Genomic DNA, 11,763 nt, shown 5'->3' on the forward strand with positions numbered 1-11,763 from the left:
GTTAACCGTCCTTCTCGATTTCACAGAGTAGCGGATGCTGGCTTTCCCTGGCGTACTGGTTGACCTGCATGGCCTTTGTCTCGGCGATGTCGCGGGTAAACACTCCACATACTGCCCGTCCTTCTGTGTGAACGGCCAGCATTACCTTGGTCGCCAACTCGCGGTTCAGGTTAAAAAACACCTCGAGCACTTCGACCACGAAATCCATCGGTGTGTAGTCATCATTGAACAAAACCACCTTGTACATCGGCGGCGCCTGTAGAGCAGGCTTAGCCTCCTGAACAGCAATGCCTGCAGAACCGTCGTCATCGTGTTCCTGATCCGGGCGATCCTGATTGAATGTTAGTCGAATCTGGCTGATTGCATGCATGGAAAGAAAGGTTCGTCAGTGGTTCAAATACGGTGATGGGGGCGACCTGCCGGAATTTCAACTCTGACTATACGGTCGCCTTGACTATCGGCGAATCGGTGTTACAACCAATAGAACCCACAGTGGGTAAAAAAGGTCCGCGCAGTCAACCTTATTTATTCGGGTTAGGACGGATAAACTGGATGATACTCCAGTGATGGAGTCTGGTGCAGAGGGATATGGTATGTCTGGCGTCAAGATCAATGGCAAGGTCAAATGGTTCAATAATGCCAAAGGGTTCGGGTTCGTTAACGCGGAAGGAAAACCCGAAGAAGATCTTTTTGCGCATTACTCGGCAATTACCATGGACGGCTACAAGACACTGAAAGCAGGTCAAGCGGTGAGCTTTGAAACCATTCAGGGACCGAAAGGACTGCACGCAGTGAAGATCGAGGCAGTAAAAACCGAAGTACACGAAAACCCCGCAATCCCAGCGGCTCACAAAGAAAAGACAGTAATGGCCTGATCCGCCACTGAGCCTGCAGGTTGCAATAAAAAAACCGGCCACCTCAATCCACTTGAGACGGCCGGTTTTTTCTTGCCTGCTGTTTACATGTGCGAAATCAGCGCATCACCAAAGCCCGAAGACGACACCAGCTTGGCGCCCTCCATCAGGCGCTCGAAGTCATAGGTCACGGTCTTGGCCGAAATAGCACCATTGGTGCCCTTGATGATCAAGTCAGCCGCCTCCGTCCACCCCATGTGCCGCAGCATCATTTCTGCCGACAGAATCAATGAACCGGGGTTTACCTGGTCTTTGCCTGCGTATTTCGGTGCGGTGCCATGGGTGGCTTCGAACATTGCCACGGTATCCGACAGGTTGGCCCCCGGGGCAATACCGATACCGCCCACTTCCGCCGCCAAGGCATCGGAGAGGTAGTCACCGTTCAGGTTGAGGGTCGCGATCACATCGTATTCGGCCGGACGCAACAGGATCTGCTGGAGCATCGCATCGGCAATAGCGTCCTTGACCACCACATTCTTGCCGGTTTTCGGATTTTTGAACTGCATCCACGGGCCACCGTCGAGCAGTGTCGCACCGAACTCTTCAGCCGCCACTTCGTAGGCCCACTCCTTGAAGGCACCTTCGGTGAACTTCATGATGTTGCCTTTGTGCACGATCGTCAGCGAGTCGCGGTCGTTATCCACGACATACTGCAGGGCTTTGCGCACCAGGCGCTTGGTACCTTCCAGGGACACTGGCTTGATGCCGATGCCGCAGTCCTGATCGAAGCGAATCTTGGTGACGCCCATCTCTTCTTTCAGGAACTTGATCACCTTGATCGCTTCCGGCGAACCGGCCTTCCACTCGATACCGGCGTAAATATCCTCGGAGTTCTCGCGAAAGATGGTCATATCGACATCGCCAGGCTTCTTGACCGGGCTGGGCACGCCTTCGAACCAACGCACCGGGCGCAGACACACATACAGGTCGAGCTGTTGACGCAGGGCCACGTTCAACGAACGAATGCCGCCGCCAACCGGTGTGGTCAGCGGGCCCTTGATGGAAACCACGTAATCCTTGACCGCATCCAGGGTTTCCTGGGGGAGCCAGGTGTCCTGGTCGTAAACTTGAGTCGCCTTCTCGCCCGCATAAACCTCCATCCACGAGATTTTGCGCTTGCCGCCGTAAGCCTTTTCAACAGCTGCATCGACCACCTTGATCATCACAGGGCTGATGTCGACGCCAATACCGTCGCCTTCTATATAAGGGATGATCGGTTGGTCAGGAACATTGAGAGAATGGTCTGCATTGACGGTGATTTTGTCGCCGACTGCCGGAACCTGAATCTTCTTGTATCCCATGCTGAACTCCATCTATGGATTGAACATCTGGCTGCGTTCGAGCCTACTCCAGATAAATGGCGACCGAAACCTCGCGCCAGGCTCATTTGCATCGAAAACAGCATATTTGGTCGTCTACAAGCTTGAAAGCAAAGGCAAAATCGCCAATCTTGAGCACATCGTGCGACTTTGGTCGCAGTCCGAGCCCTGCGACCTTTAGACCAATGGACGACTCACCTTTTGTATGAAGGCTCGGCGTAAGCATAGCGACCTATGTATAATGCCGCCGCTGACCCAAGAGTCACGACAGCTGACCGCTCTAGACAGTAGCCCTCAGCCAGAAAGCAGGACTATTACAATAGTCCACCCGCTTGACGCTCGACTGATGCAACCCAACATCACCGCGAAGAAACCTCGACATTTCGCTCATGGATGACTTTGAACGAACGCGCTCCACCCGGCGCATCTCGAGTTTCTGCGCACGCTTTCAGCAAAGAAGAGAGTTAATCCGAATATGCCCACCCGCTCGAAGATCATCTACACCTTCACCGACGAAGCACCAGCCCTCGCCACCTATTCACTGCTGCCTATCGTAGAGGCCTTCACCGCTTCCGCTGATATTGCCGTGGAAACCCGCGACATCTCCCTGGCCGCGCGCATCCTCGCAAGCTTCCCCGAGCAACTGGGTACCCAGGCTGTCCCGGACCACCTCGCCGAACTGGGCGACCTGGCCGTTACACCTGAAGCCAACATCATCAAGCTGCCTAACATCAGCGCCTCGACCCCGCAGCTGCAAGCTGCGATCAAGGAACTGCAGGCCCAGGGCTACGCCCTGCCGGACTACCCGGAAACCGTAACCACCGACGCGGAAAAAGAAACCCGTGCACGTTACGACAAGGTCAAGGGCAGCGCCGTGAACCCGGTCCTGCGCGAAGGCAACTCCGACCGCCGCGCACCGCTGTCGGTCAAGAACTACGCCCGCAAGCACCCGCACAAAATGGGCGCCTGGGCTGCGGACTCCAAATCGCACATCGCTCACATGAGCAACGGCGACTTCTACGGCAGCGAAAAAGCCGTACAGATCGAAGCCGCTGACGCTGTGAAGATCGAGCTGATCGCCAAAGACGGCACCGCGACCGTACTGAAAGAAAAGACCTCGGTACAAGCCGGCGAGATCATCGACACGGCCGTGCTGAGCAAGAAAGCCCTGCGCAGCTTCATCGCCGCTGAAATCGAAGACGCCAAGAAACAAGGCGTGCTGCTGTCGGTCCACCTGAAAGCCACCATGATGAAGGTCTCCGACCCGATCATGTTCGGCCAGATCGTTGCCGAGTTCTATAAAGATGCCCTGGCCAAGCACGCTGTCGTGCTGGAGCAGATCGGCTTCAACCTGAACAACGGCATCGGCGACCTTTACGCTCGCATCAAGGCACTGCCTGCCGACCAGCAAGCACAGATCGAAGCTGACATTCAGGCGGTCTACGCCGCTCGTCCTTCCCTGGCGATGGTCAACTCCGACAAAGGCATCACCAACCTGCACGTGCCGAGCGACGTGATCGTCGACGCCTCGATGCCGGCAATGATCCGTGACTCCGGCAAAATGTGGGGCACCGACGGCCAGTTGCACGACACCAAGGCGGTGATCCCGGATCGCTGCTACGCCACCATCTACCAAGCCGTCATTGAAGACTGCAAGGCGCATGGCGCTTTCGACCCAACCACCATGGGCAGCGTGCCAAACGTTGGCCTGATGGCGAAGAAAGCCGAAGAGTACGGCTCCCACGACAAGACCTTCCAGATCAAGGCTGACGGCGTCGTGCGCGTCACCGACAGCAAGGGCACCCTGCTGATGGAACAGGCTGTTGAAGCCGGCGACATCTTCCGCATGTGCCAGACCAAAGACGCACCGATCCAGGACTGGGTCAAACTGGCCGTCAACCGTGCCCGCGCCAGCAACACCCCAGCGATTTTCTGGCTGGACCCACAGCGCGCTCACGACGGCGTCGTGGTTGAGAAAGTTCAGGCTTACCTGAAAGACCACAACACCGAAGGCCTGGACATCCGCATCATGTCGCCGGTCGACGCGATGAAGTTCACCCTGGAGCGTACCCGCAAGGGCCAGGACACCATCTCGGTGACCGGCAACGTACTGCGCGACTACCTGACCGACCTGTTCCCGATCATGGAACTGGGCACCAGCGCCAAGATGCTGTCGATCGTACCGCTGATGAACGGCGGTGGCCTGTTCGAAACCGGCGCCGGCGGTTCGGCTCCCAAGCACGTGCAACAGCTGGTTGAAGAGAACTTCCTGCGCTGGGATTCCCTGGGCGAGTTCCTGGCCCTGGCCGCTTCCCTTGAGCATTTGGGTGTGACTTACAACAACCCGAAAGCCCTGGTGCTGTCCAAGACCCTGGACCAGGCCACCGGCCAGTTCCTCGACAACAACAAGTCGCCATCGCGCAAAGTCGGCAACATCGACAACCGCGGCAGCCACTTCTACCTGGCGCTGTACTGGGCTCAAGCCCTGGCCGCCCAGACCGAAGACACGGCACTGCAAGCGCAGTTCGGCGAGCTGGCTAAAACCCTGAGCGAACACGAGGCGACCATCGTTGCCGAGCTGAACGCCGTACAGGGCAAGCCAGTGGACATCGGTGGCTACTACGCACCGAACCCGGAGCTGACCAGCAACGCCATGCGCCCAAGCAACACCCTCAACGCGGCCATTGCCAAGTTGAAGTAAGGTTGTAAGGATGCAAAGAAGCCCCGGCCCCGTGCCGGGGTTTCTGTTTGTGCCCACTGCGCTTTTTGCTGAAGAAACCGGATCAAAATGTGGGAGCGGGCTTGCTCGCGAATGCGGTGTGCCAGTCGCCCGATGCATATCTGACCCATTGCATTCGCGAGCAAGCCCGCTCCCACACTGACTGCAATCCTGCCCAAAGACCGCACCGCACCATGAATCGAGGTTTTGAATGACCTGGCAACCCCACATCACCGTCGCCACCCTCGTCGAAGACAACGGCCGCTTCCTGATGGTCGAAGAACTCAAGGGCGGCCGCGCCGTGCTCAACCAGCCCGCCGGCCACCTGGACCCGAACGAAACCCTGACCGAAGCCGCCGTGCGCGAGACCCTCGAAGAAACCGGCTGGGACGTCGAAGCCACCGGCATTGTCGGGATTTACCTGTACACCGCCCCCAGCAACGGCGTGACCTACCAGCGCGTGTGCTTCACCGCCAAGGCCCTCAAACACCATCCGGAGTATCAACTGGACGACGGCATCATCCGCGCCCGCTGGCTCACCCGTGACGAGCTGATGGCCGTGCGCGACGACTGGCGCAGCGAACTGATCATCCGCTGTATCGATGATTATTTGGCCGGCCAGCGCCACAGTCTCGAATTGATCCGCCCTTCTCTTTAGCCTTGAGGGCTTGGGCCTGATAGAATCGCGTCCTTTTTCAAGACACCCGTTGAAACCCTATGCGTGATCCAGCCCCTTCTGACACACAAAAGAAGCGCGTCATCGTCGGCATGTCCGGCGGCGTGGATTCTTCCGTTTCCGCCGTTCTGCTCATGGAGCAGGGTTATGAGGTGGAAGGCCTGTTCATGAAGAACTGGGAAGAAGACGATGGAACGGAATACTGCACCGCCATGGACGACCTGGCGGACGCCCAGGCCGTGTGCGACAAGATCGGCATCAAGCTGCACACCGCCAACTTCGCCGCGGAGTACTGGGACAACGTGTTCGAGCACTTCCTGGCCGAATACAAGGCAGGCCGCACGCCGAACCCGGACATCCTGTGTAACCGCGAAATCAAGTTCAAGGCGTTCCTCGACTACGCCATGATCCTCGGCGCCGACCTGATCGCCACTGGCCACTATGTGCGCCGTCGCGACATCGAGGGTCACACCGAACTGCTTAAAGGCCTGGACCCGAACAAGGACCAGAGCTACTTCCTGCATGCCGTCGGCGGCGAACAGATCGCCAAGACCCTGTTCCCGGTAGGCGAGCTGGAAAAGCCCGAGGTGCGCAAGATTGCCGAGAAACACGGCCTGGCCACCGCCAAGAAAAAGGATTCCACCGGGATCTGCTTTATCGGTGAGCGCCGTTTCAGCGACTTTCTCAAGCAGTACCTGCCGGCGCAACCGGGCGAGATCAAAACCACCGAAGGTGAAGTCATCGGCCTTCACCATGGCCTGATGTACCACACCATCGGCCAGCGCCAGGGCCTGGGTATCGGCGGTTTGAAAGACGCCGGCGAAGAGCCGTGGTACGTGCTGATCAAGGATCTGGAGCACAACGTACTGATCGTCGGCCAGGGCAATGAACACCCACTGCTGTTCTCCGGCGCCCTGCTCGCTTCGGAGATCTACTGGGTCAACCCTGTCGACTTGAGCACTCCGCGCCGCCTGACCGCCAAAGTGCGCTATCGCCAGAGTGATCAGCCCTGCACCCTGGAAAAAACCGCCACCGGCTATCGCGCCACCTTTGATGACCCGCAACGCGCGGTCACTCCTGGCCAGTCCGTGGTGTTCTATGACGGCGAAATTTGCCTGGGCGGTGGCGTGATTGAAGTCGCCGAGCCCTGGAGCAACCCGGCATGAGCCCGACCCAGGAGCAATTGACGGCACTCGGCGGGGTTTTCCTCGCTGCCGTACTGGTCGACAAGATCGCCAAGACCGGCCAGGTCACCGAAGCCGGCCTGACCTGCATGCTCGGCAGCTTGCTGATCCGCGACCCCAAGGACACCCTGGAAGTCTATGGCGGTGACGATTTGGCGCTGCGCGAAGGTTATCGCGCGCTGATCGGCGCCCTGGAGCGTGACCCGAGCACCTTGCAGCGCGAGCCATTGCGCTATGCGCTGTCCATGCTCGGCCTTGAGCGCCAACTGGCCAAACGCGAGGACATGCTCGAAACCATCGGCAAACGCCTGCCGCAGATTCAGTCCCAGGTGGAACACTTCGGCCCGGCCCACGAAAACGTGATCGCCGCCTGCGGCGCGCTGTACCAGGACACCTTGAGCACCTTGCGCCAGCGAATCCAGGTCCACGGTGACATGCGCAACCTGCAGCAACCCAATAACGCGTCGAAAATCCGCGCCCTGCTCCTGGCCGGTATTCGCTCGGCACGGTTGTGGCGGCAATTGGGCGGCCATCGTTGGCAACTGGTGATCAGTCGTCGCAAATTGCTCAAAGAGCTTTACCCGTTGATGCGCAACGAATAAGTCGCACCGACAGGCCATTTTCAAGCCGTTACGCGTAATACGCCGGTCAGTTGGCAACGGACCGGCGGATTTTTTCATGTATGATACGCGCCCCATTTCGTTGCCCGACTGTCCGAGAACACCCCATGCAGCTCTCTTCGCTCACTGCGGTTTCCCCTGTTGACGGCCGCTACGCCGGCAAAACCCAGGCCCTGCGCCCTATTTTCAGCGAATACGGTTTGATCCGTGCTCGTGTCCTGGTTGAAGTGCGCTGGCTCCAGCGCCTGGCCGCTCACCCCGCCATCAGCGAAGTGCCGGCGTTTTCCGCCGAAGCCAACGCTGTACTGAACACCCTGGCGGAAAACTTCTCCCTGGAGCACGCCGAGCGTGTGAAAGAGATCGAGCGCACCACCAACCACGACGTCAAAGCCATTGAGTACCTGCTCAAAGAGCAAGCGGCCAAGCTGCCGGAACTGGCCCAGGTCAGCGAGTTCATCCACTTTGCCTGCACCAGCGAGGACATCAACAACCTGTCCCACGCCCTGATGCTGCGCGAAGGCCGTGATGACGTAATGCTGCCGCTGATGCGCCAGACCGCCAACGCTATCCGCGAACTGGCCATCCGTTTCGCCGACGTGCCAATGCTGTCGCGCACCCACGGTCAGCCGGCGTCGCCGACCACCCTGGGTAAAGAGCTGGCGAACGTGGTGTACCGCCTGGAGCGCCAGATCGCCCAAGTCGCCGCCGTGCCGCTGCTGGGCAAGATCAACGGTGCCGTAGGTAACTACAACGCGCACCTGTCGGCCTACCCCGAAATCGACTGGGAAGAAAACGCCCGCGCCTTCATCGAAGACGAACTGGGCCTGGGTTTCAACCCGTACACCACTCAGATCGAACCGCACGACTACATCGCCGAGCTGTTCGACGCCATTGCGCGCTTCAACACCATCCTGATCGACTTCGATCGCGATATCTGGGGCTACATTTCCCTGGGCTATTTCAAGCAGCGCACCATTGCCGGTGAAATCGGTTCCTCGACCATGCCGCACAAGGTCAACCCGATCGACTTCGAAAACTCCGAAGGCAACCTCGGTATCGCCAACGCACTGTTCCAGCACTTGGCCAGCAAGTTGCCGATTTCCCGCTGGCAGCGCGACCTGACCGACTCCACCGTACTGCGCAACCTCGGCGTAGGCTTCGCCCACAGCGTGATCGCGTACGAAGCCAGCCTCAAAGGCATCAGCAAACTGGAACTCAACGCGCAGAAAATCGCCGCCGACCTGGATGCGTGCTGGGAAGTATTGGCCGAACCGATCCAGACCGTGATGCGCCGCTACAACATCGAAAACCCTTACGAAAAGCTGAAAGAATTGACGCGCGGCAAGGGCATCACCTCCGACGCGCTGCAAACTTTCATCGACGGCCTGGATATGCCTGCCGCCGCCAAGGCCGAGCTGAAATTGCTCACCCCGGCCAACTACATCGGCAACGCGGTGGCGCAAGCCAAGCGCATCTGATTTAGCGCAAGCCCTCTTGAGACGCCCGGCCGCGCCGGGCGTTTTTATTCCTGTCTTAAAAGTGCTTTTTTTCAATAGGTTACACATGAATCCTGATATTCCTCTTCAACTTCTGGGCGGCATCACGGCACGCGAATTCCTGCGCGACTACTGGCAGAAAAAACCGTTGCTGATTCGTCAGGCCATCCCTGATTTCGAAAGCCCGATCGATGCCGACGAACTGGCCGGCTTGGCCCTGGAAGAAGAAGTCGAATCGCGCCTGGTGATCGAGCACGGCGAGCGCCCATGGGAACTGCGTCGCGGCCCCTTCGCCGAAGACGCCTTCAGCACCCTGCCTGAGCGTGAGTGGACGCTGCTGGTGCAGGCTGTCGACCAGTTCGTGCCGGAAGTGGCCGAGCTGCTGGAGCACTTCCGCTTCCTGCCAAGCTGGCGCATCGACGACGTGATGATCAGCTTTGCCGCACCTGGCGGCAGCGTCGGCCCGCACTTCGATAACTACGACGTGTTCCTGTTGCAGGCCCAAGGCAAGCGCAACTGGAAAATCGGCCAGATGTGCAACTCCGAGAGCCCGTTGCTGCAGCACGCCGACCTGCGCATCCTCGCCGAATTCGAGCAAAGTGAAGAATGGGTGCTGGAACCCGGCGACATGCTCTACCTGCCGCCGCGCCTCGCGCACTTCGGCATCGCTGAAGATGACTGCATGACCTACTCGGTCGGCTTCCGCGCACCGAGCGCCGCTGAAGTATTGACCCACTTCACCGACTTCCTCAGCCAATACCTGACGGACGAAGAGCGTTACACCGACGCCGACGCCCAACCGGTCAGCGACCCGCACCAGATTCAAGGCGATGCACTTGACCGCCTGAAAGGCCTGCTGGCCGAGCACATGAGTGACGAGCGCATGCTGCTGACCTGGTTCGGCCAGTTCATGACCGAGCCGCGCTACCCGGAAATGGTGGCAGGCGAAGAGTTGGTCGAAGAAGACTTTATCAGCAGCCTGGAAGACGGCGCGATTTTGGTCCGCAACCCAAGCGCCCGCATGGCGTGGTCGGAAGTGGACGACGACGTGTTGCTGTTCGCCAGCGGCCAGAGCCGTTACCTGCCCGGCAAACTGCGCGAGCTGTTGAAACTGATTTGCTCGGCCGACGCCCTGCACAGCGAAAATCTCGGCACATGGCTCGCAGACGAAGACGGTCGCGACCTGCTGTGCGAATTGGTCAAGCAAGGAAGCCTGGGATTTGCCGATGAATAAGATTCACGTAAGTGTCGCGGACTGGCAAAAGGATATCGCTGAGATTCGGCGCATTCGTGAAGCGGTATTTATCGCTGAACAATCGGTTCCACCCGAGCTCGAGTGGGACGCAGACGACGCTGACGCCGTGCATTTTCTCGCGTTTGAAGGTGACTTTCCGATTGGCACCGCGCGCCTGCTGCCCAGCGGCGAAATCGGCCGCGTATCGGTGCTTAAGGACTGGCGCGGGCTGAAAGTCGGCGACAAGCTGATGGAAGCCGTGATTGGCATGGCCGAGCAACGTGGCCAGACCAAGCAGTTCCTCAGCGCGCAGGTGTATGCGGCGCCGTTTTATGAGCGACTGGGCTTCAAGATTGTCAGCGATGAATTCCTAGAAGTCGGAATTCCGCATGTCGATATGGTGCGCGAGGGCTAATTCGAGACCGAGTCGCCCTTATCGCAGGCAAGCCAGCTCCCACATTTGGAATGCATTCCCCTGTGGGAGCTGGCTTGCCTGCGATAGCGCCATCAGCAACACCCAAAAATGCCCTGCCATGCCAGGGCATTTTGCCGTCTACGATTCAACTTGCGACCCACCAGGCCGACAAACTGGCACTATCAAGCCTAAATGACTCGCAGAGATAACGGACATGTCCCTACGCACCCTGCTCACCGCCCTCCTCCTGACCGCCAGCGTCTCAGCAATGGCTGACACCGAAGTCGTCAACCTGAGCAATCGCACCAGCGCCGATTTACTGCCGGTGGCGCAGAATTTCATCGGCAAGGACGGCACCGTCAGCGCCTACGGCAACCAGCTGATTGTCAAAGCCGACCCTGGCAAGATCCAGGACTTGCGTGCATTGCTCGCCCAACTGGACACACCCGCCAAGCGCCTGCTGATCACCGTCGACACCAACGAAAACAATCAGCAGAACACAGGCGACAGCCAGACGCGCATCATCAGCTACGGCACCGCCAGCCGCGACGGTGGCATCCAGCAGATCCAGGCCAGCGAAGGGGTGCCCGCACTGATCCAGGTGGGCCAAAGCGTGCCACTGACGACCACCCAGCCAGACGCCTATGGGCGCCCGCAAAACCAGACCCAGTATCGCAACGTCACCCAAGGCTTTTACGTCACTGCCAGCGTAACCGGCGAGACCGTACACCTGGCAATCAGTACCAACCGTGACCGCATGAGCCAGGAACGTCCCGATGTAGTGAACGTACAGAGTACCGACACAAGTGTCAGCGGGCGCCTGGGTGAATGGATCTCGCTGGCAGGCATCAATCGTGAGACTCAGGCCGACAAATCTTCTACAACCCGCAGCTACTCTACTCAGGGGCGTGATGACCTGACTTTGCGGGTCAAGGTCGACACCCTGAACTGAAGCACCAAAAACTGACTGGCAAGTCGTATTAGACTAAAGATGTAGTGCTATAAAAAAAGCACTACAAAACGTTTGACGATCCAAAAAAGCATGGGCATGATGGCCTCGCTCCCGCTAATCAGGGGCCCTGGCAAGGGCCTTCGGATCGTCGCTCTAAGCTACCCATCTGAGCCGATTCGTGTCTGTACCGCCCACAAGGTGTGTTTGACGAGGTTGCGACTGGAACGAAGTTGT

At 58.7% G+C, this 11,763-nt stretch carries 11 protein-coding genes; 9 read left to right on the plus strand and 2 right to left on the minus strand.

The annotated features are described in order from the left end of the window. Position 1: 1 nt before the first annotated feature. Positions 2-370, minus strand: a complete 369-nt coding sequence (gene clpS / locus A7J50_RS17145; RefSeq protein ID WP_053256829.1) for an ATP-dependent Clp protease adapter ClpS — start codon at positions 368-370, stop codon at positions 2-4. A gap of 223 nt (positions 371-593) precedes the next feature. On the opposite strand from clpS, the gene cspD reads away from it, so the two are divergent. Further along, entirely contained in the window at positions 594-875 is a 282-nt protein-coding gene (cspD, locus tag A7J50_RS17150) for a cold shock domain-containing protein CspD (protein ID WP_064452893.1), read from the plus strand. Positions 876-958: 83 nt separating this feature from the next. Here the strand turns inward: cspD and icd are convergent, their stop codons facing one another. Continuing rightward, complete coding sequence (gene icd, locus A7J50_RS17155) at positions 959-2,215, minus strand: NADP-dependent isocitrate dehydrogenase (protein WP_064452894.1); 1,257 nt, start codon at positions 2,213-2,215, stop codon at positions 959-961. 493 nt (positions 2,216-2,708) lie between these two features. On the opposite strand from icd, the gene A7J50_RS17165 reads away from it, so the two are divergent. The 8 genes from A7J50_RS17165 (at position 2,709) to A7J50_RS17200 (ending at position 11,529) form a co-directional block, all read left to right on the plus strand. After that, positions 2,709-4,934 (plus strand): NADP-dependent isocitrate dehydrogenase, encoded by a 2,226-nt coding sequence (locus tag A7J50_RS17165; RefSeq protein ID WP_064452896.1) that lies wholly within the window; start codon positions 2,709-2,711, stop codon positions 4,932-4,934. Positions 4,935-5,163: 229 nt separating this feature from the next. After that, positions 5,164-5,610: an NUDIX hydrolase gene (locus tag A7J50_RS17170; RefSeq protein ID WP_053256833.1), complete on the plus strand. Its 447-nt coding sequence runs from the start codon at positions 5,164-5,166 to the stop codon at positions 5,608-5,610. A gap of 59 nt (positions 5,611-5,669) precedes the next feature. Further along, positions 5,670-6,794, plus strand: a complete 1,125-nt coding sequence (gene mnmA / locus A7J50_RS17175; RefSeq protein ID WP_064452897.1) for a tRNA 2-thiouridine(34) synthase MnmA — start codon at positions 5,670-5,672, stop codon at positions 6,792-6,794. After that, on the plus strand, positions 6,791-7,414 hold the full coding sequence (hflD, locus tag A7J50_RS17180; protein ID WP_016969254.1) for a high frequency lysogenization protein HflD: 624 nt from the start codon (positions 6,791-6,793) through the stop codon (positions 7,412-7,414). The genes mnmA and hflD overlap by 4 nt, the downstream gene beginning before the upstream one ends. Positions 7,415-7,539: 125 nt before the next feature. Then, positions 7,540-8,910 carry an adenylosuccinate lyase gene (gene purB, locus A7J50_RS17185; RefSeq protein ID WP_064452898.1) on the plus strand — a complete coding sequence of 457 codons (1,371 nt, stop codon included), beginning with the start codon at positions 7,540-7,542 and terminating at the stop codon, positions 8,908-8,910. 85 nt (positions 8,911-8,995) lie between these two features. Further along, on the plus strand, positions 8,996-10,162 hold the full coding sequence (locus A7J50_RS17190) for a cupin domain-containing protein (RefSeq protein ID WP_064452899.1): 1,167 nt from the start codon (positions 8,996-8,998) through the stop codon (positions 10,160-10,162). Continuing rightward, positions 10,155-10,577, plus strand: a complete 423-nt coding sequence (locus A7J50_RS17195; RefSeq protein ID WP_053256837.1) for a GNAT family N-acetyltransferase — start codon at positions 10,155-10,157, stop codon at positions 10,575-10,577. Before A7J50_RS17190 ends, A7J50_RS17195 begins: the two co-directional genes overlap by 8 nt. A 214-nt stretch (positions 10,578-10,791) precedes the next feature. Beyond that, on the plus strand, positions 10,792-11,529 hold the full coding sequence (locus A7J50_RS17200) for a secretin N-terminal domain-containing protein (protein WP_064452900.1): 738 nt from the start codon (positions 10,792-10,794) through the stop codon (positions 11,527-11,529). The last annotated feature ends 234 nt before the right edge of the window (positions 11,530-11,763 follow it).

It is taken from the genome of Pseudomonas antarctica, assembly GCF_001647715.1.
Lineage (GTDB): Bacteria > Pseudomonadota > Gammaproteobacteria > Pseudomonadales > Pseudomonadaceae > Aquipseudomonas > Aquipseudomonas antarctica_A.

Excerpts from the sequence above, each read along its gene's own strand:
- clpS (WP_053256829.1), bottom strand. The coding sequence starts at position 370 with ATGCATGCAATCAGCCAGATTCGACTAACATTCAATCAGGATCGCCCG.
- cspD (WP_064452893.1), top strand. The coding sequence starts at position 594 with ATGTCTGGCGTCAAGATCAATGGCAAGGTCAAATGGTTCAATAATGCC.
- icd (WP_064452894.1), bottom strand. The coding sequence starts at position 2,215 with ATGGGATACAAGAAGATTCAGGTTCCGGCAGTCGGCGACAAAATCACC.
- A7J50_RS17165 (WP_064452896.1), top strand. The coding sequence starts at position 2,709 with ATGCCCACCCGCTCGAAGATCATCTACACCTTCACCGACGAAGCACCA.
- A7J50_RS17170 (WP_053256833.1), top strand. The coding sequence starts at position 5,164 with ATGACCTGGCAACCCCACATCACCGTCGCCACCCTCGTCGAAGACAAC.
- mnmA (WP_064452897.1), top strand. The coding sequence starts at position 5,670 with ATGCGTGATCCAGCCCCTTCTGACACACAAAAGAAGCGCGTCATCGTC.
- hflD (WP_016969254.1), top strand. The coding sequence starts at position 6,791 with ATGAGCCCGACCCAGGAGCAATTGACGGCACTCGGCGGGGTTTTCCTC.
- purB (WP_064452898.1), top strand. The coding sequence starts at position 7,540 with ATGCAGCTCTCTTCGCTCACTGCGGTTTCCCCTGTTGACGGCCGCTAC.
- A7J50_RS17190 (WP_064452899.1), top strand. The coding sequence starts at position 8,996 with ATGAATCCTGATATTCCTCTTCAACTTCTGGGCGGCATCACGGCACGC.
- A7J50_RS17195 (WP_053256837.1), top strand. The coding sequence starts at position 10,155 with ATGAATAAGATTCACGTAAGTGTCGCGGACTGGCAAAAGGATATCGCT.
- A7J50_RS17200 (WP_064452900.1), top strand. The coding sequence starts at position 10,792 with ATGTCCCTACGCACCCTGCTCACCGCCCTCCTCCTGACCGCCAGCGTC.